Source organism: Terracoccus luteus (genome assembly GCF_003635045.1).
Classification (GTDB): domain Bacteria; phylum Actinomycetota; class Actinomycetes; order Actinomycetales; family Dermatophilaceae; genus Terracoccus; species Terracoccus luteus.
The window spans coordinates 1,583,366-1,608,710 of sequence record NZ_RBXT01000001.1; the positions used below are offsets into that span (position 1 = coordinate 1,583,366).

The following is a 25,345-nucleotide window of genomic DNA, read 5'->3' on the forward strand; positions in this document are numbered from 1 at the left end:
TCAGCATCCCCGGGGGCGTGGGAGCGGGGCGGTCACCTCAGACGGTGGAGTCGCCGCGCAGGCGGGCGGCCTCGGCCCGGGCCTCCGCCGCACGGGCCTCGGCCTCGGCGACCCGGGCTTCGGCAGCGCGCCGGGCCGAGTCGTCGTCGCGGTTGAACGAGCCCTCGCGCACGTCGGTGCGCGGCGACGAGGCGTCGGTGTACGCGCTCGCACGCGGGCGGTCGTCGACGAGGTCGCCGTGCACGGTCGAGGGGGCGGCGTTCTCCTTGCCGTCCTTCTTCATCTCGTCGACCTCGCTCTTGAACACCCGGGCCGACCGGCCGAGGCTGCGAGCCATGTCGGGGAGCTTCTTCCACCCGAACAGGGCGATGATGATGACCGCCAGGATGGTGAGCTCCGGCCAACCGAGATTCATGCTGGTCTCCTCGTCGCAGGCGACTCGATCAGAGCCGCACGCAGCGGCAGCCGCTGCGCCTTATCAGCATACGTTGCCGCGGCTGGGGATTCGCTGTGGCCCGCCCGGGTTTCATCCCTCGGTCGACCGATGCGTGTCCGGTGCGGCCGTCGGCCCGTCGGCGGCGGGCGGCGTGTCGTACGCGGCCAGGGCCGCACGGGCCTCCTGCGCGATCGACAGCGCGAGGTCGCGGGGCTCGACGACGTGTGCGCCGCCGCCGAGGCGCAGCAGGAGCCGTCGCACGAGCGCCGGGTCGGCCACCTTGAGGGTCACCCGCACCGACCCGTCGTCGCCGCGCTCGACCCCCTCGTTCGGGTAGTAGTCGGCGATCCACGCGGCGTCGACCCCGGCCTCGATGACGACGGTGAGGTCGTCGGGCCCGGCGACGAACGACTCGCCGAGGTCGCGCGGGGCGACCCCTTCCGGGGGCGTGCCGTCGACGTCCAGCACCGACGCCGACTCGATGCGGTCGAGGCGGAAGAGGCGAACCCCCTCGGCCCGGTGGCACCAGCCCTCGGCGTACCACTGGCCGTCGAGGTTGACGACGCGCATGAGGTCGACGTCGCGCTCGGTCGACTCGTCGCGCGTCGGGACGTAGTAGCGCAGGTGCACCCGGCGGTGGTTCGCCAGCCCCTCCTTGAGCGCCGGCATGGCCGCGTGCTGGCTGCCGTCGTCGAGGTCGAGGGCGATGCGGGATGCCGGGTCGCCCGGTGCCGTGCCTACGGTGGCCGCCTGCGCGGCCCGGATCTTCTCCAGCGTCCGCTCGGCGATCTCGGGGTTGACCAGGCTGGAGCCGAGCGCCTGCAGACCGGCGACGAGGGTGACCGCCTCGTCCTGCGTCAGACGCATCGGGGCGGCGATGTCGTCGGCGTTGTCGAGGTAGATGTGGCCGGTGTCCCACTGGGCGTCGATGAGCTCGGAGTGTCCGTAGCCGGGGGTGCCGCAGACGAAGAGCAGCTCGAGGTCGTCGACGATCTGCTGCTCGCTCACCCCGAACTCTCGCGCGGCGTCACCGAGCGCCACGCCCCGGTGGCGCAGCAGCCACGGCACCATGTCGAGCAGCCGGCCGAGCCGCTGCGTCGCCGTCTCCGGCGCCCGGGCCGGCTGCGACGACCGAGGTGTTCTCGGTGACCTCGGTGACCTCGCTGACCTCGACGGGGTCGGACTCATGCCGCTCCCCCGTTCGCGACGGCCGCGCCGGCGAGGGCCGTACGCACCCTCTCGACGAGCTCGGGCGGCGACACGGCGACGGCGTGGGCGCCGAGGGCGGCGACGTCACTCTCGGTGAGGCCCTGCCGGTAGGGCAGCTCGATCTCCGACCACCGGTCGTCGACCTCGCGGGTGGTGACGGCGTGGCGGCGCAGCGCCCCGCCCCGGCCGTGCCGGAGGCGGACCACGGCGGTCCCCGCCGGCTGCGGGTCGCTCGTGCCGACCGCGACCTCGGGCACGTGGCCGGAGGGCACCGAGTAGCCCCCGGCGCGGCCCTTCTTGCGGACCGGGCCCTCGAAGCGGCTGAGCCGGAAGGCGCGCTCGGCCTGCCGCTCGAGGTCGTAGCCGGTGAGGTACCAGCGCCCGTGCCAGTTCTTCAGGGCCCAGGGCTGCACGTGCCGGGTGTCGACGGTCCCCTCGCTCTTGCGGTAGTCGAAGGTGATGGGCTGCAACGCCGTGACCGCCGCCCGGACCGCCTCGAAGGCGGGCTCGCGGGTGCGGATGCGGGGCTCGACACCGGCCGCCATGGAGTCGTCGATCTCGACGCCGGCGAGGCGGAGCTTGCGCAGGGCGGCCGAGGCGGCGCCCGAGATGCTCGCCGTCGACCAGGCGCGGGCCGCGAGGGCGAGGGCCGCGACCTCCTCCGGCTCGAAGGAGATGGCGGGCAGGGCGGTCTCGCTCGAGTCGATGCGGTAGCCCACCTCGTCGTCGAACAGGACGTCGATGACGGTCGTCGTGATCGGGATGCCCATCTCGCGCAGCTCGTCCTTGTCGCGCTCGAACATGCGGTCGAAGGCCTCGTCGCTCGCGGCGGCGGCGTAGCTGGGCAGCGCCTGGCGCAGCTTCTGCTTCGACACCGGCCGCCGGGCCGACGTGAGCGCCAGGATGAGGTTCATCAGGCGTTCCGTCTTCTCCGCCGACGGGGAGACTGGGCTCATCTGGGTCCTTCCCGGGTCTGGGTGCACGACGCTACCCGACCCCGGCGACACCGCTGTGGCGGGACGGCTCCTGCCCCCGAGCCCGCCACCGGACTCGTCGACGAGCGGGCCCCGACGTCCGCACGGACCCGGCACACCGGCATCCGCCCGGGGACCCGCGTCAGCCGGTGACGCGACGCCCCCGGGCGGAGACCGGGAGAGGCGAGTGGTGCCGAGGTGTCAGCGACCCAACGGACCCAACGGACCCGAAGGGCTCAGCGGACGTCGACGAGGTCGACGACGAAGATGAGCGTCTCGCCGGGCGCGATGGCGCCACCGGCGCCACGGTCGCCGTAGGCGAGGTGGGCGGGGATGGTGAGCTTGCGGCGGCCGCCGACCTTCATGCCCTGGATGCCCTGGTCCCAGCCCTGGATGACCATGCCGACGCCGATGCGGAAGTCGAGCGGCGTCCCGCGGTTCCACGAGGAGTCGAACTCCTCGCCCGTCGAGAAGGCGACGCCGACGTAGTGCGCGCTGACGGTGTCGCCGGCCTTGGCCGGGTCACCCTCGCCTTCGATGAGGTCCTCGAGAACGAGGTCGGCCGGCGGCTCGCCCTCGGGGAAGTCGATCTCGGGCTTGGTGCGGTCGGGGTCGAGCGCCATCGAGGGGTGCCTCTCGTCGGTGGCGGCCACGCGGTCACGTGGGCCGTCGGGTGGTCGTGCGGTCAGGAGGTCACGGCCGAGGGCCGCGACCGGGCGACCGTCTGTCAGGACGCGTCGAGGATGTCGACGACGAAGACGAGCGTGTCGTCAGCCTTGATCTTGCCGTCCGGGGTGCCCTTCGTACCGTACCCGTCGGCCGCGGGGATGACGAGGAGCACCCGGCTACCGACCTTCTTGCCCACGAGGGTCTTGTCCCAGCCCGGGATGACCTGCCCGACGCCGATCGGGAAGTCGGCGGCCGTGCCGCGCTGCCACGAGGAGTCGAAGACGCTGCCGTCGCGCCAGAGCACGCCGTGGTACTGCGCGGTGATGGTCTGCCCGGCCGTCACGGTCGCGCCCGTGCCCTCGATGAGGGTGGCCTGCTCCGTCTTGGTCGGGGCGGCCGTCGTGGGCACCGTCACCGTGGGCGCCTTGGTGGGCCCGTCCTTGAACTCGACGGTGGGCAGGCCGGCGGGGCTGGCCGTCTGGGTGCCGTCGACCTGGGTGAGCGGGGTGCGCACGTCGGCGACGTCGGCGACGACGACGATCGTGTCCTTGCCGGTGACGCCGAGCTGGGGGTTGCCCTGCTCGCCGAAGGCGTCCTTCGGCGGGATGGTGAAGGCGATCCGGCTGCCCTTCTGCGACCCGACGAGGCCCTTGATGAAGCCCTGGACGAGGTCGGGGCGCGAGAGCCGGAAGCTCTCGACGGGGCGCTTGGCCGTGAAGCCGTCGTCGAGCAGCTTGCCCGACGTGCCGTTGAAGATCTGCGCGCGCACGCCGACGACGTCCTTCTGGGTCGCCGCGGTGCCCGTGCCGGGGGTGAGCACCTTCTTCTCGACCTCGGTCGAGCTGACCGGGACCTTGCCGACGTTGACCTTCGGCGCGGTCTTCAGGTCGACGGCGCCGGTGGCGGTCAGGCCCGCGAGGGCCGTGCTCTCGCCGGTGACCGGGGTGACCGGGGTCTGGGTCGGAGCCGCCTGCCCGGTCGCGTTCCCGGTCGGGTTGCCGGTGGCGTTGCCGCTCGTGGTGCCCCCGCTCGGCGTGCCGGCCGAGCCGCAGGCGGCGACGGCGGTCAGGGAGGCGGCGGCCACGAGGGCCAGGACGGGACGGGAGAAGCGCACGGGTCGGCTTTCGGTCGGGTTCGGTGGAGGAGGGACGGGGCCCTGGCACGCTCGCCCTCGGTCGTCCACGCTCGACGAGCGCGCGACCGGGCGAAAGGCCCCGTCACTGTAACCGCCGGACCCGTGCCCCGAGTTCCCCCGACCGAGACGCCGAACGCACCTGTCCGCCCGCTGTGCCGCCTGCTGTGCCGCCTCAGAGGGGACGCTGGACGAGCGGGCTGCGCTCGATGGTCTCCATGAGCCGGTCGACCCGCTCGTCGACCGCCTTGAACGGGTCCTTGCACAGCACCGTCCGCTGCGCCTGGTCGTTGAGCTTGAGGTGCACCCAGTCGACGGTGAAGTCGCGGCCGTGCTCCTGGGCGGCGCGGATGAAGTCGCCGCGCAGGCGCGCTCGGGTCGTCTGCGGCGGGCGCACCTTGGCCTGGAAGATCTCGATGTCGCTCGCGACCCGCGCGGCACGACCGGCCTTCTGCAGCAGGTAGAACAGGCCGCGACGGCGGTTGATGTCGTGGTAGGCGAGGTCGAGCTGCAGCACCCGCGGGTCACCGAGCGCGAGGTCGTGCCGGGCCCGGTAGCGCTCGATGAGCCGGTGCTTGATGACCCAGTCGACCTCGGTCGCGACGGCGTCGAGGTCGCCCGAGCCGATGGCGTCGAGGGCCCTCCCCCAGAGGTCGAGCACCTGCTTCGTGTCGGGGCTGCCCATGCCCTCGTGGTCGACGAAGTCGAGGGCCTTCTCGAGGTACTCGCGCTGCATGTCGAGCGCCGACAGCTCGCGGCCGTTGGCGAGGCGCACCGTGGCCCGGCCCGACGGGTCGTGGCTCATCGTGCGGATGGCCCGGATCGGGTTCTCCATCGTCAGGTCGCGCATGACGATCCCCGACTCGATCATGCGCAGCACGAGGTCGGCGCTGCCGACCTTGAGCAGGTTGGTCGTCTCCGACATGTTCGAGTCGCCGACGATGACGTGCAGCCGCCGGTAGCGCTCGGCGTCGGCGTGCGGCTCGTCACGGGTGTTGATGATGGGCCGGCTGCGGGTCGTCGCCGACGACACGCCCTCCCAGATGTGGTCGGCCCGCTGGCTGACCGCGTAGGAGGCCCCGTGGGCCGTCGCGACGACCTTGCCTGCGCCGCAGACGATCTGGCGACTGATGAGGAAGGGGATGAACATGTCGCTGACGCGCTGGAAGTCGCCGCCGCGCCCGTAGAGGTAGTTCTCGTGGCAGCCGTACGAGTTGCCGGCGGAGTCGGTGTTGTTCTTGAAGACGTAGATCTCACCCTCGACGCCGTCGTCACGCAGCCGCATCTGGGCGTCCTCGACGAGACCCTCGAGGATGCGCTCGCCGGCCTTGTCCTGGATGACGAGCTCGCGCACGGAGTCGCACTCGGCCGTCGCGTACTCGGGGTGCGAGCCCACGTCCAGGTAGAGCCGGGCGCCGTTGCCGAGGAAGACGTTGCTCGACCGCCCCCAGGCGACGACACGGCGGAAGAGGTACCGGGCGACCTCGTCGGGCGTGAGCCGGCGCTGCCCCTGCGTCGTGCAGGTGACGCCGTACTCGTTCTCGATCCCGAAGATCCGCCGCTCCATGAACCAACTCTAGGCGTGCTTCTTCCGCCGACGGCGTACACCCGTTCCAGTCCCCGGCGCGTCGTGCTTCGCTGACGCCATGAGCGCGGACGGCGAGCAGCAGTCGGATGCCGGGGGGCCGCGGGTGCTGGTCCTCGGCGGCACGTCGTGGCTGGGTGGGGCGGTGGCCGCCCACGCGGCGGCCCGCGGCGCCTCCGTCACCTGCCTCGCCCGCGGCCGGGCGGGCGAGGTGCCGCCGGGCGTGCTCCTCGTCGAGGCCGACCGCGACGCGGGCGCCGAGGCGTACGCCGCGGTCACCGGGCGCGCCTGGGACCTCGTCGTCGACGTCGCCCGCCAGCCCGGGCACGTCCGCTCGGCCCTGCAGGCCCTCTCGGACGACGCGGAGCACTGGGCCTTCGTCAGCTCGTGCTCGGTCTACGCCCGTCACGACGAGCCGGGCGCCGACGAGAGGGCGGCCCTGCTGCCGGCGCACGACGGCGACACCGCCGGCCCCGACCGCTACGGCGAGGCGAAGGTCGCGTGCGAGCAGGCCGTCACGGCGGTCCGGGGCGACGACGCCCTTGTCACCCGGGCCGGCCTCATCGTCGGGCGGGGCGACCGCAGCGACCGGTTCGGCTACTGGCCCGGCCGGTTCGCACTGGCCGTCGAGGACGGCGGGCCGGTGCTCGTGCCGGCCGACCTCGAGCGACGGGTGCAGTGGGTCGACGTCCGCGACCTCGCGGCGTGGCTCGTCGACGCCGGCCTGGCGGGCGCGGCGGACACCGTCAACGCGACGGGACCGACCACGTCGCTCGGTCACGTCCTGCAGGAGGCGGCGGCGGTCGCCGGGTTCGGCGGCGAGACCGTGACGGCGACGGACGACCAGCTGCGGGCGGCCGGCGTCGAGGAGTTCATGGGTCCGCGGTCGCTGCCGCTGTGGCTGGGCGACCCCGAGTGGCAGTCGTTCATGGACCGTGACGTCTCAGCGGCGCGACGGATCGGCCTGTCCTGCAAGCCTCTTCGTGAGACCATGCGCTCGGCGCTCGAGCACGAGCGGGCGCTCGGGCTCGACCGTCCTCGCACCGCTGCGGGCCTCGGCCGGGCCGACGAGCTGGAGGTCGTGGGCCGCGTGCGCGACGCACGCTGACCGGCATCCGATCGCATCACGGCGCCCGGTGCTCAGGGGACCCGTGAGCTGCGACGAGGTGCGCCGGCCGGGGAGGGCAGTTCCCCGACCGGCGCGTCTCGGGAGGGTCAGGCGTTGGCGTCGCTCATGGTGACGGCACCGTTGACCCCGGTGGGGAAGAACCCGCCCTTGGACACTGCGGCGGGGTTGAGGTAGGCGATGTTGAGGACCTGGCCGGGCGTGCGGCTGAAGGTGATCCCGTTCTCGTCGGTCGGCACGAGGTTGGCGCGCCCGTCGAGGTAGAGGCCCTGGTCGAGCATCGTCTTGCCGTCGAGGGAGTCACGCGCCCACGAGATCTTGCCGGCCTGCGGCTGCAGGCCACGCTCGAACAGCGCGCTGCGCACGATGCCGGCGTGGTAGGCCTCCACCGACAGGATGCCGGCGGCCGCCTCGAGGTAGGTCTTGTTCGTGATGAGCGGTGCCGCGCCCTTGTAGGCCGTGACGCCCACGTCCTCGAAGATGAAGGCACCGAGCAGGAAGCTGTTCTCGTCGGCGAACGGGTCGAACTTCTCGCCCGCTCCGATGAGCCCCGCCGCCTGCGCCGCGGCCGTGAAGCTGTCGCGCAGGTCGATCTGCGGCTGGGCCACCTTGGCGCCGCCGAGGGCGGTGCGCAGGAACGTGACGTGGGCCAGCTCGTCACCGGCGATCTCCTGCGCGTAGCGCTTGAGGACCCGGCTCTTGAAGGGCACGGCGTGACCGCCGGTCACCCCGCCCATCTTGCCGCTGCCGTCGGTGAGGGAGGTGGGGATGCCACGTCCGTTGACGGCGAACGAGTAGTACTGCGCCTCGAGGTACTCGAGGTTGAGGGCGAAGTTGAGCACGGCGCCGTCGCTCGGTGCCTCTGCGGCCGACGCGGACGTCGCTCCGGCACCGACCGCGGCGGCGGTGCCGGCCACGGCCAGACCGCCGATGCCGGCCGCCTTGAGGAAGTTGCGGCGGTCGCGGTCGTTCTCGGCGCTGCGGTCGATCAGGTCGACCACCATCTTCTTTCCGAACACGTGTAGCTCCTCGACTGTGAAGGGGTGACGCACGGGGTGTTGCGGATGGCTCGACAGGTGCTGGTCCGAGGGTCGACCGTGGTGACATGTCGCGGTCCGGGTTCGTCGCCCTCGCCCGACCGGATTGGAACCTCGGCGGTGCCGATGGTGTGCGCACCTGCCACCCCTGGAGCTTGGAAGGCGCCGAGCGCGCAACCCGACGCGCGCCTGACACCCCTGGACGGCCAGGGGTGCCGATCGCGCAGCTTCGGTGATGCCGGACGCGCCGTATGCGCCGCGTCCGGCATCACACAGCCGCCGGCGCACCGCGTCCGGCATCACACAGGCGGCGTCACGCGACGTCGGGATGCCGGGCGCGCGCCGTCAGCGGACCGGCAGCTCGACGACGAAGCGGGCGCCGCCGCCGGGGCGCTCCTGCACCTCGACGGTGCCCCCGTGGGCGAGCACGTGGCGCTGGACGATGGCGAGGCCGAGCCCGACGCCGTTGGGCGACGACGGCGAGAGGCGGGCGAAGCGGTCGAAGACCCGGCCGCGCTGCCCCTCGGGCACCCCCGGCCCCGCGTCGTCGACCTCGATGCGGGCGACCGCTCCACGTCGCTGCACCGTCACGGCGACGCATCCGCCGCCGTGGGTCTCGGCGTTGCCGACGAGGTTGACGACCACCCGCTCGAGCCGTCGCTTGTCGCCCGGCACGACGAGACCGCCGCCCCGCACCCGGGTGACCGGCCGTCGCAGCAGACCGTCCGCCGCCCGCCGCACGAGCTCGCCGAGGTCGACCGGCTCGAGCGCCACCTCCTCGCCGGCGTCGTGCCGCGAGATCTCGAGCAGGTCGACGACGAGCACCCGGAAACGGTCGAGGTCCTCGCCGAGCAGCTCGACCGGCTCCAGCACCGAGGCGGGCAGTGCGGCCCGGCGGTGGCGGATGACCTCCATCGAGTTGAGCATCGAGGTGAGCGGCGTCCGCAGCTCGTGCCCGACGTCGGCGGCGAACCGCGAGTCGGCCCGCACCCGCCCCTCGAGCTCGGAGATGGCCCGGTTGAACGAGGCCGCCAGCGGGTCGAGGTCCGGGTCGCCCGTGGGCGGCACCCGCAGGTCGAGCCGGCCCCGGGCGACGTCCGAGACGACGGTGTTGAGCTCGACCAGGGGCCGCAGCGCGACCCGGCTCGCCCACCGCCCGAGCGCCGCACCGACGAGCGTCGTCACGACGGCACCCACGGCGAGCACGGCCACGAGCACGTCGACCGTGTGGTCGACGTCCTGCAGCGGGAACACCTCGAACAGCGCGTCGCCCGCCCGCGGCAGCGGTGCCCCGACGACGAGCACCGGCCCACCGGCATCCTCGACCCGCGACGCCACCGTGCGGCCCTCGGCCACCGCGGAGACGAGGTCGTCGGGGGGCCTGCCCCACGACCCCGCCGGCTCGGGTCCGGACCACCGGCCGCCGACGAGCGCGAACGACGTGTCGGCGTCGTCGGTGGGCAGCGTCGCCAGCACGGATGCCGGGTCGCGCGCACCCGACTCGAGCGCCGACTGCACTGCGCCACGGTCGAGCTCGGTCTCGGTCACCGCCGTGTCGGTGCGCTGTGCGAGCAGGAAGTGCGCGACCGCGACCCCGGTCGAGACGGCGAGCAGGGCCGACAGCGCGAGGGCGAGCAGCCCAAACGTCAGCTGCACCCGGGTCCGCAGACCGACGGTCACGACCCCAGCCGGTAGCCGAGCCCACGCACCGTCACGACGTGGCGCGGCGTGGCGGGGTCGGTCTCGACCTTGAGCCGCAGACGGCGCACGTGCACGTCGACGATGCGGCTGTCGCCGAAGTAGTCGTAGCCCCAGACCCGGTCGAGCAGGTGCTCGCGCGTGCAGATGCGGCCCTCGGCCAGCGCCAGCTCGCAGAGTAAGCGGTACTCGGTGCGGGTGAGGTCGACCCGCTCCCCCGCCCGTGTGACGACGCCGTCGTCGAGCCCGACGACGAGGTCGCCCGCGGTGGCGTGACGCGGCGGCTGCCCGTGGATCGGCTCGGTGCGCCGCAGCAGGGCCCGGATGCGCGCGGCGAGCTCCTTCGCGACGAGCGGCTTGGTCACGTAGTCGTCGGCGCCGGACTCGAGCCCCGCGACGATGTCGTGGCTGTCGGTGCGGGCCGTGACCATGATGACCGGGACGTCGCTGCCCTTGCGGATCGCCCGGCACACCGAGAAGCCGTCGCGGTCGGGCAGCATGACGTCGAGCAGCACGACGTCGGGCGCGGTCTCCTTGACCCGGCCCAGGCACTGCTCGCCGTCACCGGCCTCGAGGATCTCGAAACCCTCGTCCTCCAAGGCCATCCGCATCACCCGGCGCACCCGCGCGTCGTCCTCCACCAACAGCACCCGCCGACTCATCTGCGCAGTCTCCGACCGTCGGCTGGGAGGTCGCCGCATGACATCTGCGCGACGCCTGAACGGGCGCGTGTGACGCCGACTTTGCGCTCTCGTGACATCTGCGCGGATGCCGGGTGGCCGGCATCCGCGCGTGCCTAACGTGACGCGGCGGGCACGACCTGCCCGCCACCGGTTCGACGGCCGACCCGCGACCCGAACCGTCTCCGCAGAAAGGGAGCTCGTCATGGCGAGAGACACCAGATCCAGGACACGGCCGCTGGCGGCCGTCGCTGCCGCCACCGCGGTGGCGCTCACCGCGGCGGCCTGCAGCTCGTCGACGGGCGGCAGCGCGAGCGGGGGCGCGTCGTCGTCCGGGGGCACCGGCGTCAAGGGCGGCACGCTCAACATGCTCGGCAGCGGCGACGTCGACTACATGGACCCGAACATCAGCTACTACTCGATCGGCTACCTGTCGCTGCGCATGTGGAGTCGGCAGCTGTTCACCTACCCGGCCCAGCAGGGGAAGACGACGACCGCGGTACCCGACCTGGCCACCGCGATGCCGACGAGCGGCAACGGCATCAGCGCGGACGGCAAGATGTACACGATCTCGTTGCGCAAGGGCGCGATGTGGGACACGAGCCCGGCGCGTCAGGTGACCGCCGCCGACGTCGTGCGCGGCGTCAAGCGCACGTGCAACCCCTCGCACCCGTTCGGCGGCCTGCCCGACTACGAGAGCCTCATCGTCGGCATGCAGTCGTTCTGCGACGGCTTCGCCAAGGTGGCCCAGAACCCCTCGGCCGTCGCGTCCTACGTCGAGAAGACCGCGCTGCCGGGCGTCGTCGCGAAGGACGACCTGACGGTGCAGTTCACGCTCACCAGCCCCGCCAGCTACTTCGTCGACCTGCTCACGCTGCCCGCGTTCTCGCCGGCGCCGAAGGAGTGGGACGCCTACCTGCCCGCCAGCTCGCAGCTGGCCCAGAACACGCTCTCCGACGGCCCGTACAAGGTCGACTCGTACACGCCGACACAGAAGATCACGTTCTCGCGCAACCCGGCCTGGTCGGCATCCTCGGACCCGATCCGCAAGGCGTGGGTCGACAAGGTCGTCGTCAACGAGACGGTCACCCAGGACTCGGCGCAGCAGCAGCTCGAGACCGGAACCCCCTCTGCCGACATGGAGTTCGACAACTTCCCGCCCGCCAGCCAGCTGCCCGGCCTCATCGCCAAGAAGGACCCGAACCTCACCCTCGGGCCGACGGCGTCGAGCAACCCGTACATCGTCTTCAACGTCAAGTCGCCCAACAACAACAGCGCCCTCGCCGACGTCAAGGTGCGCCAGGCGCTCGAGTACGCGATCAACCGCAGCGACATCCTGCAAGTGATCGGCGGTCCGACGCTCAACCCGCCGCTGACCCACGTCCTGCCCTCCAGCGTCGTCGGAGGGGCGACCGACTTCGACCCCTACCCCTACGACCCGAACAAGGCCAAGTCGATGCTGGCGGCGGCCGGCTTCCCCAACGGCATCACGGTCAAGATGCTCTACCGCAACGCCTCCGAGGGCAGCAGCAAGACGTTCCAGACCGTGCAGCAGGACCTGTCGAAGGCCGGCATCACCGTCCAGGGAGTCCCCTCTCCCACGGCCGACTTCTACACGAAGTACCTGCAGGTGCCGGCCACCGCGCAGCGCGGCGTCTGGGACCTCGCCGTCGCCGGATGGGGCGCCGACTGGTACGGCGACGCGGCCCTGTCGTTCTTCAAGCCGCTCTTCTCGGGCTCCCCGTCGTTCCCGCCGGTCGGCAGCAACTTCGGCTACTACGACAGCAGCACGGTCAACGCCCTCATCGACAAGGCGGCCAGCGCCTCGACCCAGTCGCAGGCGGCGACCCTGTGGGCGCAGGCCGACCACCAGGTCATGGCGGACGCGCCGTTCTTCCCGATCACCAACCCGCAGCAGGCGAACTACCACGCCAGCCAGGTGCAGGGCACGGTCTACGTCCCGGCACTGCAGAACTACGACCCGACCAACGTGTGGCTGTCGGCCGGGCAGCAGGGCGGCTGAGTCGTGGCCCTGCTCGAGGTACGCGACCTCCGGGTGTCGTTCGACACCGCGGACGGGGTCGTGCAGGCGGTACGCGGACTCTCCTTCGACGTCGAGCGTGGCAGCACGCTCGCCGTCGTCGGGGAGTCAGGCTCCGGCAAGAGCGTGGCCACGCAGACGATCACCGGGCTGACCCGCGGCGCGCGCGTCAGCGGGTCGGCCCGGTTCGACGGCCACGAGCTCATCGGGGCCTCGGCCCACGAGCTGCAGGCCGTGCGTGGCGCCCGCATCGGGATGATCTTCCAGGACCCGCTCTCGAGCCTGCACCCCTACTACACGGTGGGGTGGCAGATCGTGGAGATGGTCCGGGCGCACCGGCCCGGGACCTCCCGGGCCGCCGCCCGGGCCCGGGCGACCGAGCTGCTCGGCCTCGTCGGCATCCCGAAGCCCTCCCGCCGCATCGACGACTTCCCCCACCAGTTCTCCGGCGGCATGCGCCAGCGCGTGATGATCGCCATGGCCATGTCGCTCGACCCCGACCTGCTCGTCGCCGACGAGCCGACGACGGCGCTCGACGTCACCGTGCAGGCGCAGGTGCTCGACGTCATGCGACGGCTGCAGGCCGAGTTCGGCACCGCGATCGTGCTTATCACCCACGACCTCGGCGTCGTGGCGGAGATGGCCGACGAGGTCGTCGTCATGTACTCCGGCTCGGCGATGGAGCGGTCGGCGCGCCGCACGATCTTCTACTCGCCGCACCACCCCTACACCCGCGGGCTGCTCGCCTCGCTGCCGACCGTCGGCAGCGGGCGCACCCGGCTGACCCCCATCGCGGGCACCCCGCCGTCGCTCATTGACCCGCCGCAGCGCTGCCCCTTCGCGCCGCGCTGCCGAGAGGCCTTCGACCGCTGCTGGTCGGAGCGCCCGCCGCTCGCGCCCGTCGAGGGGCCGGGGCACGTCTCGGCGTGCTTCCTGCCCGCCGACAGCCGAGCCGCGCTCACCGAGAGGAGCAGCGCATGACCGACACCCGCACCGAGCCGTCGGCACCGACGTCCCGGCACGAGCTGGGCCGTCCCCTGCTGGTGGCCGAGCACGTCACGAAGACCTTCCCCGTCCGCTCCTCCGGCTGGTGGCGCTCGACGGCCGGGGAGGTGCACGCCGTCGACGACGTGTCCCTCGAGATCCGGACCGGCGAGACCCTCGGCCTCGTCGGCGAGACCGGCTGCGGCAAGTCGACCCTCGCCCGGTGCCTCGCCCGCCTCTACGACCTCTCGGGCGGCACCGTCACCTTCGACGGCCGCGAGATCACCGACCTCGGCCGGCGACAGCTGCGCGAGGTGCGGCGTGACGTGCAGGTGATCTTCCAGGACCCGTACGGCTCCCTCAACCCACGCCGCCGGGTCGGCTCGATCATCGGGGACCCGTTCGCCATCCACGGCCAGGGCACCGGGGCCCAGGTGCGCCGCAAGGTGCAGGCCCTCATGGAACGCGTGGGGCTCAACCCCGAGCACTACAACCGTTTCCCGGCGGAGTTCTCCGGCGGGCAGCGACAGCGCATCGGGGTGGCGCGCGCCCTCGCCCTGCAGCCCCGGCTGCTCATCTGCGACGAGCCCGTCTCGGCCCTCGACGTCTCCATCCAGGCCCAGGTCATCAACCTGCTCATCGACCTGCAGGACGAGTTCGACCTGACGTACCTGTTCATCTCGCACGACCTGTCCGTCGTGCGGCACGTCAGCGACCGCATCGCCGTCATGTACCTCGGCCGCGTCGTCGAGGTGTCGCCCGCCGAGACGCTGTTCTCGGCCACGCGGCACCCGTACTCGCGGGCCCTGCTGTCGGCGCTGCCGGTGCCCGACCCGGACGTCGCCGACAGCCGTGAGCGCATCGTGCTGAGCGGCGACCTGCCCTCGCCCACCGACCCCCCGAGCGGATGCCGGTTCCACACCCGGTGCCCCCGTGCCACCCACGAGTGCTCCGTCACCGACCCCGGCCTCGCCTCGGTGCTCGGCGACGACGGGTCGCACCTCACCGCGTGCCTCCACCCGCTCGGGGTCGGCGAGAGCCTGGCCCGCCAGGGCGCCGACGGCGCCGACGACCACGGAGGTGAGGCCGCATGAGCACCACCCTTCCCGCCGACGAGGACGTCGCCGGCGCGGCGTCCGCACCCGGTCCGGAGGGCCACGCCGCCATCGAGGGACGCAGCCCGTGGCTGCTCGCGTGGCAGCGGCTGCGCCGCGACCGGGTCGCCATGGTGGCGCTGGTCGTCATCGTGCTCATCGTGCTGCTGGCGGTGCTCGCACCGCTCGTGGCCACCCTCACCGGGCACCCGGTCGACGAGCAGTACCGGCAGACCGGCCTCACCCCGGACGGCCTGCCCACCGCACCGTCGTCGCAGTTCTGGCTCGGCACCGACGACCTCGGCCGCGACATCCTCGTGCGCATCGCCTACGGGGCCAGGATCTCCCTCATCGTCGGCCTCTTCGCCACCCTCATCACGGTGGTGATCGGGGTCGTCATCGGGCTCGCCGCCGGGTTCCTCGGCGGGGTCGTCGACACGGTCCTCGCGCGGCTCATCGACGTCGTGCTGTCGGTGCCGTTCCTGCTCGTGGCCATCGCCCTCGTCTCGATCACGGGGCCGAGCCTGGTCGTGACGATCGTCGTCATCGGCTTCTTCAGCTGGGCCTCGGTCGCCCGCATCGTGCGCGGGCAGGTGCTGTCGCTCCGAGAGCGCGAGTTCGTCGAGGCCGCAAGGTCGCTCGGCGCGTCGGACGCCCGCATCATGTTCGTCGACATCCTGCCCAACGTGCTGGCGCCGGTCATCGTCTACACGTCGCTGCTCATCCCCGTCGTCATCGTCGTCGAGGCGACCCTGTCGTTCCTCGGGCTCGGTCTGCCGCCACCCACGGCCGACTGGGGCGGGATGATCAGCGAGTCGCAGAACTACTACACGACCGCGTGGTGGTTCGTCGTCTTCCCCGGCCTCGCGCTGCTCGTGACGACGCTCGCCTTCAACCTCTTCGGTGACGGGGTGCGTGACGCCTTCGACCCCCGCAGCGAGCAGCTCGTCGCCGCCTCCCGCAGCGGCCGCCGCCGCCGGCGCGACCGCAGCGCGGGTGAGGCCGCCCCGGGGACGCCACCCACCGGCATCCACCCGGACGACGGGGCGCGACGCGACGACAGGCAGGCCCGACCATGATCCGTTTCCTCGTGCGACGTCTCGTGCTCGGCCTGCTCGTGCTCTGGCTCATCACGGTGGCGGTGTTCGCGCTGTTCTTCGTCGCCCCCAACGACGTGGCCCGCACCCTCGCCGGGCGCCAGGCCACCCCGGAGACGGTCGCGCTCATCTCGCACCGGCTCGGGCTCGACCAGCCGGTGTGGAAGCAGTACCTCGACTTCGTGTGGAAGGCGCTGCACGGCGACCTCGGCTACGACTACTACCACCAGGTGCCGGTGACGACGATCATCGGGCAGGCCCTGCCGGTGACGTTGTCCGTCGTCGTCGGGGGTGCGGTCATCTGGCTCGTGCTCGGTGTCTTCAACGGCGTCGTCTCGGCCGTACGGCCCCGGTCGGTGGTCGACCGCTCGCTCACCGTCGTCAGCCTGTTCTTCTACTCGATGCCGACGTTCCTGCTCGGTCTGCTGCTGCTCTACCTGCTCTACTTCCGGCTCACGCTGGCGGGGGTGGCCGCCTTCCCGGCGGGGGGCTACGCCAACCTCGGCGACGGGCTCGGGCAGTGGCTGCTGCACATGGTGCTCCCATGGTTCACCCTCGCGCTCGTCTCGGCGGCCACGTACACCCGGCTCACCCGCGCCTCGATGCTCGACGTGCTCGGCGAGGACTTCGTGCGCACCGCGAGGTCCAAGGGCATCGGCGAGCGACGCGTCGTCGTGCGGCACGCCCTGCGCGCGGCGCTGACGCCGGTCGTGACGCAGTTCGGCATCGACGTCGGCACCCTGCTCGGGGGCGTCGTCGTCACCGAGACGGTGTTCTCGCTGCCGGGGCTGGGCAAGACCGCCATCGACGCCATCAACCAGCAGGACCTCCCCGTCATCATCGGGATCGTGCTGTTCGCGTCGGCCGCGGTGGTCGTGGCCAACATCGTCGTCGACGTGCTCTACGCCGTGCTCGACCCGCGGGTGCGCCTCCACTGACGCTGGCGCGCGGCTGCCACAATGAGGGGGCCGGCCGCGCGCCACCGCCGGCCCGACGGCCTCTGCCCACCCCACTCCCCCACGGACGGTCATGATCGACAGACCCACCTTCAGCGCCTCCCGCCGCGGCTACAGCCCGGAGGAGGTGGACGAGTTCATCGAGACCCAGAACCGCACGCTCCAGGCGGTCAAGAAGGATGCCGCGTCACGTTCCGTCGAGCTGTCCAAGCAGAACGCGGCCCTGGCCGACCTGCGCACGAAGGTGGCCCAGCAGGAGAAGGCGCTGGCCGAGCTGCGACGCCGGTCCGGCGCCACGCAGAGCCGCACGTACGCCGAGGTGGGTGAGCGCATCGGGCAGATGCTCTCCCTCGCCGAGGAGGAGGCGTCCGAGCTCGTCGCGCGTGCCTCCGCCGAGGCGCAGGCGCTGCGTGAGCGCGCGGCCGCCGAGGCCGACCAGCTGCGCAGCACGGCGACCCAGCAGGCACAGCAGGCCCGCCAGCGCGCCGAGGAGCAGTCGACCTCGCTCGTCGAGCAGGCCACCCGCGAGGCGCGCTCGATCGTGGCCGAGGCCCAGAGCCTCGTCGCGACGCAGCGCCAGGAGGCGGCCGCCGAGTACGAGGCCCACCGGGCCAGGGCGAGCACCGCCTCGGCCGATCTCGAGCAGACCCTGGCCGCGCGCCGCCAGCAGGCCGACGCCGAGTACGCGACCCGTCAGACCGCGATGGCCGAGGCCGTCGCCGCCGCCGAGCAGCACGCGACCTCGCTGCGCGACCGGGCGGAGCGCGACACCTCCGACATGCAGCAGCGCGCCCGTGGCGTCCTCGAGACCGCCCGCCAGCAGGCCGACCAGATCGTGGCCGAGGCCCGCGACCACGCCTCGCGGGTGCGGGAGGAGTCCGACCGGGAGCTCGCCGCCGCCGCGGCCCGGCGCGACAGCATCACCGCCCAGCTGACGAACGTGCGCCAGATGCTCGCCACCCTCGGCGGGTCGGCCGGCGTCGAGGGCGTCCCCGGGGTCCCCGTCCCGGACGCCACATCGGACGCCACGTCGACCGACGACGCGGACTCCGGACCGGCCGTCGGTGACGACGCCGACGCGACGGATGCCGCGGCGTCGGCTGACGAGGACGGCGACGTCCCCGACACCGCAGACAGGGATAGCGCAGCGCCGGAGTCGGCCGGCACCCCGTCACAGCAGGCGGCCCCGACCGAGGTCCTGCCCAAGGTCAGGTCGCGGCGGTAGCCCACGTACAGCCGACCCCGTGGAGGACCCTCGTCGCCCCGGCGGCGCAGATCCTCCACGGGGGTCGTGCCCCACCGCCGACGGGGGTCAGTCGGGGGGCTGCAGCTCGCCGGTGAGCAGGTCCGGGTGGCCGGGGTGCTGCTCGTCGGTCGTGGGCGCGTTCGTCGTGGGGTCCGCGTCGCTGAGCAGCCGCTCGAGCAGTGGGCCGGCGATGCGTCGGAACGTGCGCCGCGGGCGGTCGCGGTCGAGCACCGCCACCTCGAGCATCGAGGCGTCGAGGTCACGGCGCACGGCGGTGCCTGCGGACGGGGCACCGCCGTTGGCCACACCCGCCGTGCCCACCGCCGCGACAGCGGCCCCTCCACCGTTGGCCGCCGGCCCGGACGCGGCCGACCCGAGCACGTCGACGGCGACGCGCAGGGCCTCGCCGAGCGGCATCCCGGGGTGCCAGAGGCCACCGAGGCGCTCCTCGGCCTGGTCGCTGGCCCCGCCCATGGCCACGAAGCCCTGTTCGTCGGCGACCGAGCCGTCGTAGGTGAGCCGGAAGATCTGGTCGTCGGCGGACGACGCGCCGACCTCGGCCACGACGATCTCGATCTCGAACGGCTTCTGCTCCTGGGTGAAGACCGCGCCGATGGTCTGCGCGTAGCTGTTGGCCAAGGCCCGCGCCGTCACGTCGGCCCGGTCGTAGGAGTAGCCGCGCAGGTCGGCGTACCGGATGCCGGCGACGCGCAGGCTCTCGAACTCGTTGTACCGGCCGACGGCGGCGAAGGCGATGCGGTCGTAGATCTCCGACACCTTGTGCAGCGCCCGCGACGGGTTCTCGGCGACGAAGGCGATGCCCTTGTCGTAGCCGAGCACGATGACCGAGCGACCGCGCGCGATCCCCTTGCGCGCGAAGTCGGCCCGGTCCTTCATCAGCTGCTCGGGCGGGACGTAGTACGGCATGCTCATCGCGCACCTCCGGGGTTGTCACGGCGGGCGGCGACGACCTGGGCGACGTGCTCCTCGAGAACGGCGTCGCCGACGAAGCGGGCGCCCTCGACGTCGACGACGCTGACGGTCGGCCAGATCCGGCGGCCCAGGTCGGGCCCACCCGTGGCGGAGTCGTCGTCGGCGGCGTCGTAGAGCGCCTCGATCGCGACGTGCACGGCGTCCTGCTCGCTGAGGCCCGGACGCCACAGCTTCTTCAGCGCGCCGCGCGCGAAGAGCGAGCCCGAGCCGGTGGAGTGGTGCCCGCCCTCGACGTAGCAGCCGCCGGTGACGTCGTAGGAGTAGATGCGTCCGCGCGCGGACTCGAGGTCGAAGCCGGCATAGGTCGGCACGACGGTGAGCCCCTGCATGGCCAGACCGAGGTTGCCGCGGATCATCGACGCGAGCCGGTTGGCCTTGCCCTCGAGGGACATGATCGCGCCCTCGATCTTCTCGTAGTGCTCGAGCTCGACCTGGTAGAGCCGGACGAGCTCGATGGCGATGCCGGCCGTGCCCGCGATGCCGACCACGCTGTAGTCGTCGGCGAGGAACACCTTCTCCATGTCGCGGTTGGCGATGATGTTGCCCATCGTCGCGCGGCGGTCGCCGGCCATGATGACGCCGCTCTCGTGCAGCAGCGACACGATGGTCGTGCCGTGGGGCGCGTCGATGCTGGCCCCGGCGGGCAGGGCCCGGCCTGACGGCAGCAGCTCAGGCCGGATGGAGCCGACGAACTCCGCGAACGACGACGAGCCCGTGCTGAGGTAGGCGTCGTCGAGCCGACGGGCCGGTGAGGGGCGACCGGGCACCGGGGTCACTGGCCGCCCTTCTGCACGAAGCCGCGCACGAACTCCTCGGCGTTCGACTCGAGCACGCCGTCGATCTCGTCGAGCACGCTGTCGATGTCGTCGTCGAGGCCCTCCTTGACGGCCGCCCCGGCGGGCGCCGCGGGCGGGGCCTCGGGGGCCTCCGGCGGCTCCTCGTCACGGCGCTGCGGCTTGGCGTGTTCCTGACCCGGCATGACAACCTCCACTGGCGGTGCGGCGACTAGGAAACGACCCTAACCCGTGCGACTGCGCGAGCCGCGGAGGTGTCCGGGCCACGCCCGGCGCCCGACCCGCGTCCGACCCTGCTCAGTCCGGGGTGGCCAGCCCGCGCAGCAGCTCCTCGACGTCGACGGACTGCTCCAGCAGGGTGCCGACCTGCGCCCGGGTGCCGCGCTCCGGCTCGAGGATGGGGACCCGCTGCAGGTTCGAGCGGCCCGGGACGTCGAAGACGACCGAGTCCCAGCTCGCCGAGAACACGTGCTCCGAGAACCGGCGCACGCAGCTGCCGCGGAACCACGCGCGGGTGTCCTCGGGAGGGGTGCCCCGCGCTTCACGTACCTGCTCGGGCGTGACGAGGTCGACGAGGCGGCCCCGGTCGCGCAGCCGGTGCACGAGCCCCTTCTCCGGCCGCACGTCGGCCCACTGGATGTCGATGGCGGCGAGGCGGTGGTCGTCCCACGCCAGCCCGTCGCGCTGCCGGTAGCCCTCGAGCAGCTGCAGCTTGGCCACCCAGTCGAGCAGTCCGGCGCACGACATGACGTCGGTGCCGAGGCGGGTGAGCACCTGCTCCCACCACGACATCACCTCGGCGGTGGCCTCCTCCTCCGGGTCGTCGCCGCGGGCGTCGAGCCAGGCCCGGGCCGCCTCGAGGTACATCCACTGCACGTCGAGGGCCGTCACCGTGCGCCCGTCGGTGAGCTCGACCGTGGCCGTCAGAGTCGGGTCGTGCGACACCCGCTGCAGCGCCGACACGGGGCGTCGCACCGACCAGTCGTCGCGCAGCCAGCCGTCCTCGATCATGCCGAGCACGAGCGAGGTCGTGCCGGTCTTGAGCAGCGTCGCGACGTCGAGGTGGTTGGCGTCGCCGATGATGACGTGCAGCCGTCGGTAGCGGTCGGCGACCGCGTGCGGCTCGTCACGGGTGTTGATGATCGGCCGTTTCAGCGTCGTCTCGAGGCCCACCTCGGTCTCGAAGAAGTCAGACCGCTGCGACAGCTGGTACCCCGTCCCCCGGCTGTCGACGCCGATGCCCACCCGGCCGGCGCCGGTGACGACCTGCCGGGTGACGAAGAACGGGATGAGATGCTTGACGATCGCCGGAAAGGGGGTCCGGCGCGACATGAGGTAGTTCTCGTGCGTGCCGTAGCTCTGGCCCTTGCCGTCGGCGTTGTTCTTGTAGAGGTTCACCGGCTGCTGCCCGGGCCGTTCGGCGAGCAGCCGCACCGACTCGAGGGCGATGGCGTCGCCGGCCCGGTCCCACACGATCGCGTCGCGCGGGGTCGTGACCTCCGGCGAGCTGTACTCCGGGTGCGCGTGGTCGACGTAGTACCGCGCGCCGTTCGGCAGCACGACGTTGGCGAGGGTCGGGTCCTCGGCGTCGGTGAGCTGGCTCGGGTCGGCCGCCTGCCGGTCGAGCTGCCAGCCGCGGGCGTCTCGCAGCGGGTCCTCGAAGGCGTAGTCCCAGCTCGACTGGTTCGACCGGATGCCGTTGGCCGCGGCGTACACGCTGACGACCTGCCCCGACAGGAACATCGGGTTCGCCATCGGGTCGCCCGGCACCGAGATCCCGAACTCGGTCTCCAGGCCCATGATGCGGCGAACGGTCATGTGCCCGACAGTAACCCGCGCACCCGGGCGCACCTCGACGGCATCCACGGATGCCGGTGGGCCCGGGTGCGCGTCACGATGCGTCACGGCCCGGCTCGGGCGGTGGGCGGGGTGCACGGCAGCGGGACCCGCCCGCGACGTTCAGAGGGCCTTGACCTTCTGGAGCCGGTTGAGCGACCACCAGCCGAACGGGATCGGCAGCCAGTACGTCGCGAGGCGGTAGAGGAGCACCGCCGGCACGGCGATGGCGATCGGCACGCCGATGGTCGTCAGGCCGTAGCTGAGCGCGGCCTCGATGCCACCCAGACCCCCGGGCGTCGGGACGGCGGACCCGATGATGGCGCCCGCGAAGTAGACGACGGCGACAGCGGCCACGGAGGGCTCCTGACCGAACGCCCGGGTCGCGCACACGAGCGCCCCGACGAACGAGGCGTCGAGCAGCAGCGCGCCGCCGAGCAGCTTGACCGTGCGACGCGGGGTCTGGAAGACGGCCAGCACCTGCGGCACCGCCTGACGGATCTGCGGCAGCACCCGCTTCGAGACGAAGGCGCGCACCTTGGGCACGGCGAGCAGCCCGAGCACGACGATGACGACGACCGGGATGACGGCGACGAGCTTGGGCGACGGGCTGAACGACAGCTGCAGCCCGGTGCCGGCGAGCACGCTGCCGATGACGAGCAGCACGAAGTACGAGCAGAACTGGGCCGCCTGGGCGAGGCCGACGCTGGCCGCAGCGACGGCGGGCTTGAGGCCGGACCGCTGCAGGTAGCGGGTGTTGAGGGCGATGTTGCCGATGGCGGCCGGGGCGACGAGGCCACTGAAGGCGACGGCCAGCTGGGTCATCAAGGTGCGGTGGAAGCGCAGGGGCACGCTGGCCGCGCCCGACAGTGCGACCGAGGCCCCCGCGAACGTCGCGAAGGCGAAGGCGACACAGCCGAGGGCCCAGGCCCAGTTGGCCGAGCTGACGACGTCGCCGAGGTTGACCTGCGCGAGCTGGGTCAGCACGAAGTAGCCCGCCACACCGCCGCCGACGAGGGTGACGATGGTGCGCAGGGTGACCCGCCGCAGCTCGACGGTCTCAGGCTGCTCCGTCTCGGGCCGGAGCGACGCCAGTCGTTCGCGCAGGGCGCCGAGCAGGGGCTTGTGATCGTCGTCGCCCAGCAGCTCGCGGGTGCTCGGCGTCAGGGCGATCTTCTGCAGCAGCGGCAGCGCGCGCACGACGGCATCCTCACCGAGGACCGCGACCGCGGAGGCGACGGAACGCTCGGCGCCCACCTGCAGGGCGACGGTCGTCAGCAGCTGCGCGAGGTCGATGCGCAGCGTGACGTCGTCGGCCGCAAGGTCGCCGGCGCCGTTGCGGCGCAGGCCCGCCCGACCGTCGGGGGTGAGCAGCACCGCGTCGGGGCCGAGCGAGCGGTGCGCGATGTGCCGGCGCTGCAGCTCGGCGGCCATGGTCCACACCGCCCGCAGCTGCTCGTCGGTGAGGCCACCCTGCTCCTCGCGCAGCCGGTCGATGCGGGTGCCCACCGGCTCGACGAACGCGATGGCGGCCGCGAACGGCCCGACCTCGCACGACCCGACGGGGCGCGGTGCCGGGATGCCGGCCTGGTCGAGCAGCAGGCCCATGAGGGTGCGGTGCTCCAGCTCGGAGCGCAGCGTGAGCGAGGGGGCGCGGGTGAAGCCGTTGCGCAGCCGCAGCACGCGCAGCAGGCGTCGCCCGGAGGCGAGCCCGAAGGTGTCGCGGTCGATGACCCGCACGTCGACGGGGCCGGCGGGCACGTGCTCGCCGGGGTGCGGCTGGTCGTCGGCCGTCGTGGCGCCCAGGTAGCGCCGGTCGCCGTCGACGTTGGCGTCGACGAGCTCGAGCCGGGTGAGCGGGATGCCCGTGTCGACGAGGGCCTGGGCCACCTGGTCGCCCGGCGGGCGCGTCGACACCGCGCCGAAGCCGAGGCGGAAGGCGAGACCGATGAGCCAGCCGAGCAGCAGCGAGGTGAGCAGGGCGGCGAGTGTGACGGTCTGCGAGAGCATCGCGGTCACGACGGTGGCGACGACGACCGCGGTCGCGATGGGCGAGACCCACTTGCGGCCGACGATGTCGGCGACCGTGAGCAGCGCGACGAGGGAGACGATGACGACGTCGAGCGGGTCGGTGCGCCCGCCGGTCTCGGTCGGCCTGGTGAGCACGGTGCGCAGGAGGTCTGGGTGCCCGTCGAGGACGAGCTGCGACACGACGATGACGAGGATGCCGGCCAGCACCGCCGCCGCGAGCGCCTGCACGAGCTGCAGCGGGCGTCGCCGGAGCAGCAGGTCGGCGCCGACGCCGAACGGCAGCAGCACGATGCCGAAGCCGCTCACCCAGCCGAGCAGGGTGAGCAGCACGGCCGGGAGGCCGCTCGTGGCCTGGACGAGGTCCTGCTCGACGGCCCCCCGCGTGTCGACGCCGAACTCGGCGACGAGCAGCCCCAGCAGCATGAGCAGGGCGACCGCCAGCAGGCGCACGGCGTCAGCCGGTCGCCGCACTCGCGCGGGGATCGGCGGCTCGACGACCTCGACCCCATGACCGGACACGCCCCCCATAGTGCCCGACGGGGTCGCGAACCGGCCGCAGGCTTCCCGTCGACGGGTGTCGCGGGACCCACGGCGACCCTCCCGACCGCGGCGACCGGCCCCCAGTCGATCCGACCCGCCCGGACCGGCCCCGCCCGCCCAGCCACCGTGCAGCCCCGCCTGCGAGACTGCGCGGATGGCCTCCCGCACCCGCCGCGCCGCCGGCCTGCCCCTGCGCACCCGCCTGCTCGCCGCCGCCCTGACCCGGGCCCGTGGCCCGATCGACGACCTCGACGCCGCGCGCCTGGCCCGACTGAGGTCCGGCGACCTCCCGACGGTGCCGCCCTTCACGTGGGTGACCGGTGCCGTGCCGCGTGACCTCACCGTCGGCGGCGACGGCTTCACCGCCCGGGACGGGGTGACCGTCCCGGTGCGCACCTACCGCCCGTCGACCGCCCGGGCCGGTGACGCGCTGCCGGTGCTCGTGTGGTTCCACGGCGGCGGTTGGATGCTCGGCGACGCCAAGGGCTACGACCCGCTGTGCGCCCACCTGGCCCACGCCTGCGACGTCGTCGTCCTCAGCGTCGACTACCGCCGCTCGCCCGAGCACCGGGCGCCGAAGGCGGTGCTCGACTGCGTCGACGCGGTGCGGTGGGCGACCACCGAGGCCGGCCGTCTCGGCATCCGGGCCCACGACCTCGGGGTGGCGGGCGACTCCGCAGGCGGCAACCTGGCCGCCGTCGTCAGTGCCGTCGTGCGCGACGAGGGCGGGGCCCGCATCCGTCACCAGGCGCTGCTCTACCCCGCCACCGACGCGACGATGAGCCAGCCGTCGGTCCGCGAGAACGCCGACGCCGCGGTGCTGACCCGGCGCGACATGCAGGTGTACCTCGGCGCCTACCTCGGAACTGGCCCCGCGGCGCTCGCGGCCACCGACCCCCTCGTCTCGCCCCTGCACGCGCCCGACCACCGCGGGCTGCCGCCGACCCTCGTACAGACGGCCGACCTCGACCCGCTACGCGACGACGGGCGGGCCTACGCCCAGGCGCTGGAGCGTGCCGGCGTGCCTGTGCGCCTGACGAACTACCGCCGGATGCCGCACGGCTATGCGAGCTTCCCGCATCTCACGGCCGCCGGCCGCCAGGCCCGCGACGAGCTCGTCGACTGGGTGACCGACCACACGCGGGTCGGCTAGGGTGCGGGTGCCGTCGACCACTCGAGAGAGCTGA

22 protein-coding genes are annotated in these 25,345 nt (G+C 72.9%); 8 read left to right on the forward strand and 14 right to left on the reverse strand.

From position 1 onward, the window contains the following. Positions 1–37: 37 nt before the first annotated feature. From tatA to pafA, 6 genes are all read right to left on the reverse strand, one after another. A complete protein-coding gene (gene tatA / locus DFJ68_RS07325; RefSeq protein ID WP_121032182.1) occupies positions 38–415 on the reverse strand; it encodes a Sec-independent protein translocase subunit TatA in 378 nt (125 codons plus the stop codon). 111 nt (positions 416–526) lie between these two features. Further along, a complete protein-coding gene (locus DFJ68_RS07330; protein ID WP_121032183.1) occupies positions 527–1,624 on the reverse strand; it encodes a helix-turn-helix transcriptional regulator in 1,098 nt (365 codons plus the stop codon). Beyond that, positions 1,621–2,601 carry a helix-turn-helix transcriptional regulator gene (locus tag DFJ68_RS07335; protein ID WP_121032184.1) on the reverse strand — a complete coding sequence of 327 codons (981 nt, stop codon included), beginning with the start codon at positions 2,599–2,601 and terminating at the stop codon, positions 1,621–1,623. Before DFJ68_RS07335 ends, DFJ68_RS07330 begins: the two co-directional genes overlap by 4 nt. Positions 2,602–2,855: 254 nt before the next feature. After that, on the reverse strand, positions 2,856–3,242 hold the full coding sequence (locus DFJ68_RS07340) for an FKBP-type peptidyl-prolyl cis-trans isomerase (protein WP_121035184.1): 387 nt from the start codon (positions 3,240–3,242) through the stop codon (positions 2,856–2,858). A 104-nt stretch (positions 3,243–3,346) separates the two neighbouring features. Next, positions 3,347–4,402: an FKBP-type peptidyl-prolyl cis-trans isomerase gene (locus tag DFJ68_RS07345; protein WP_121032185.1), complete on the reverse strand. Its 1,056-nt coding sequence runs from the start codon at positions 4,400–4,402 to the stop codon at positions 3,347–3,349. A gap of 193 nt (positions 4,403–4,595) precedes the next feature. Next, positions 4,596–5,987, reverse strand: a complete 1,392-nt coding sequence (gene pafA / locus DFJ68_RS07350; RefSeq protein ID WP_121032186.1) for a Pup--protein ligase — start codon at positions 5,985–5,987, stop codon at positions 4,596–4,598. A 79-nt stretch (positions 5,988–6,066) separates the two neighbouring features. On the opposite strand from pafA, the gene DFJ68_RS07355 reads away from it, so the two are divergent. Beyond that, positions 6,067–7,113 (forward strand): NAD-dependent epimerase/dehydratase family protein, encoded by a 1,047-nt coding sequence (locus DFJ68_RS07355; protein WP_121032187.1) that lies wholly within the window; start codon positions 6,067–6,069, stop codon positions 7,111–7,113. 107 nt (positions 7,114–7,220) lie between these two features. On the opposite strand, the gene DFJ68_RS07360 is transcribed toward DFJ68_RS07355, so the two are convergent. The 3 genes from DFJ68_RS07360 to DFJ68_RS07370 all read right to left on the reverse strand — a co-directional run bounded on the left by DFJ68_RS07360 (position 7,221) and on the right by DFJ68_RS07370 (position 10,528). Then, positions 7,221–8,150 carry a ferritin-like domain-containing protein gene (locus tag DFJ68_RS07360; protein WP_121032188.1) on the reverse strand — a complete coding sequence of 310 codons (930 nt, stop codon included), beginning with the start codon at positions 8,148–8,150 and terminating at the stop codon, positions 7,221–7,223. Positions 8,151–8,513: 363 nt separating this feature from the next. After that, the gene (locus DFJ68_RS07365; RefSeq protein WP_121032189.1) at positions 8,514–9,848 is read right to left on the reverse strand and encodes a HAMP domain-containing sensor histidine kinase; all 1,335 of its coding nucleotides are present in this window, start codon (positions 9,846–9,848) and stop codon (positions 8,514–8,516) included. Continuing rightward, entirely contained in the window at positions 9,845–10,528 is a 684-nt protein-coding gene (locus DFJ68_RS07370; RefSeq protein WP_121032190.1) for a response regulator transcription factor, read from the reverse strand. Before DFJ68_RS07370 ends, DFJ68_RS07365 begins: the two co-directional genes overlap by 4 nt. A 223-nt stretch (positions 10,529–10,751) precedes the next feature. Here DFJ68_RS07370 and DFJ68_RS07375 point away from each other — a divergent pair, with 223 nt between their 5' ends. The 6 genes from DFJ68_RS07375 (at position 10,752) to DFJ68_RS07400 (ending at position 17,943) form a co-directional block, all read left to right on the forward strand. Continuing rightward, on the forward strand, positions 10,752–12,569 hold the full coding sequence (locus tag DFJ68_RS07375) for an ABC transporter substrate-binding protein (RefSeq protein WP_170165716.1): 1,818 nt from the start codon (positions 10,752–10,754) through the stop codon (positions 12,567–12,569). A gap of 3 nt (positions 12,570–12,572) precedes the next feature. Next, the gene (locus DFJ68_RS07380; protein ID WP_121032192.1) at positions 12,573–13,568 is read left to right on the forward strand and encodes an ABC transporter ATP-binding protein; all 996 of its coding nucleotides are present in this window, start codon (positions 12,573–12,575) and stop codon (positions 13,566–13,568) included. Next, positions 13,565–14,665: an ABC transporter ATP-binding protein gene (locus DFJ68_RS07385; protein ID WP_121032193.1), complete on the forward strand. Its 1,101-nt coding sequence runs from the start codon at positions 13,565–13,567 to the stop codon at positions 14,663–14,665. Before DFJ68_RS07380 ends, DFJ68_RS07385 begins: the two co-directional genes overlap by 4 nt. Next, positions 14,662–15,744 (forward strand): ABC transporter permease, encoded by a 1,083-nt coding sequence (locus tag DFJ68_RS07390; protein WP_121032194.1) that lies wholly within the window; start codon positions 14,662–14,664, stop codon positions 15,742–15,744. The genes DFJ68_RS07385 and DFJ68_RS07390 overlap by 4 nt, the downstream gene beginning before the upstream one ends. Next, positions 15,741–16,700: an ABC transporter permease gene (locus DFJ68_RS07395; protein ID WP_121032195.1), complete on the forward strand. Its 960-nt coding sequence runs from the start codon at positions 15,741–15,743 to the stop codon at positions 16,698–16,700. Before DFJ68_RS07390 ends, DFJ68_RS07395 begins: the two co-directional genes overlap by 4 nt. Positions 16,701–16,791: 91 nt before the next feature. After that, a complete protein-coding gene (locus DFJ68_RS07400) occupies positions 16,792–17,943 on the forward strand; it encodes a coiled-coil domain-containing protein (protein WP_121032196.1) in 1,152 nt (383 codons plus the stop codon). Positions 17,944–18,030: 87 nt separating this feature from the next. Here the strand turns inward: DFJ68_RS07400 and prcA are convergent, their stop codons facing one another. The 5 genes from prcA to DFJ68_RS07425 form a co-directional block, all read right to left on the reverse strand. Further along, entirely contained in the window at positions 18,031–18,897 is an 867-nt protein-coding gene (prcA, locus tag DFJ68_RS07405) for a proteasome subunit alpha (RefSeq protein ID WP_121032197.1), read from the reverse strand. Continuing rightward, complete coding sequence (gene prcB / locus DFJ68_RS07410; protein WP_121035185.1) at positions 18,894–19,724, reverse strand: proteasome subunit beta; 831 nt, start codon at positions 19,722–19,724, stop codon at positions 18,894–18,896. Before prcB ends, prcA begins: the two co-directional genes overlap by 4 nt. 5 nt (positions 19,725–19,729) lie before the next feature. Further along, positions 19,730–19,936 (reverse strand): ubiquitin-like protein Pup, encoded by a 207-nt coding sequence (locus DFJ68_RS07415; RefSeq protein ID WP_121032198.1) that lies wholly within the window; start codon positions 19,934–19,936, stop codon positions 19,730–19,732. Between the two features lie 112 nt (positions 19,937–20,048). Next, the gene (gene dop / locus DFJ68_RS07420) at positions 20,049–21,569 is read right to left on the reverse strand and encodes a depupylase/deamidase Dop (protein ID WP_121032199.1); all 1,521 of its coding nucleotides are present in this window, start codon (positions 21,567–21,569) and stop codon (positions 20,049–20,051) included. A gap of 141 nt (positions 21,570–21,710) precedes the next feature. Further along, positions 21,711–24,146: a lysylphosphatidylglycerol synthase transmembrane domain-containing protein gene (locus tag DFJ68_RS07425; RefSeq protein ID WP_121032200.1), complete on the reverse strand. Its 2,436-nt coding sequence runs from the start codon at positions 24,144–24,146 to the stop codon at positions 21,711–21,713. Positions 24,147–24,312: 166 nt separating this feature from the next. Here DFJ68_RS07425 and DFJ68_RS07430 point away from each other — a divergent pair, with 166 nt between their 5' ends. After that, positions 24,313–25,311, forward strand: coding sequence for an alpha/beta hydrolase (locus DFJ68_RS07430; RefSeq protein WP_121032201.1), 999 nt, complete (start codon positions 24,313–24,315; stop codon positions 25,309–25,311). Positions 25,312–25,345 lie beyond the last annotated feature (34 nt).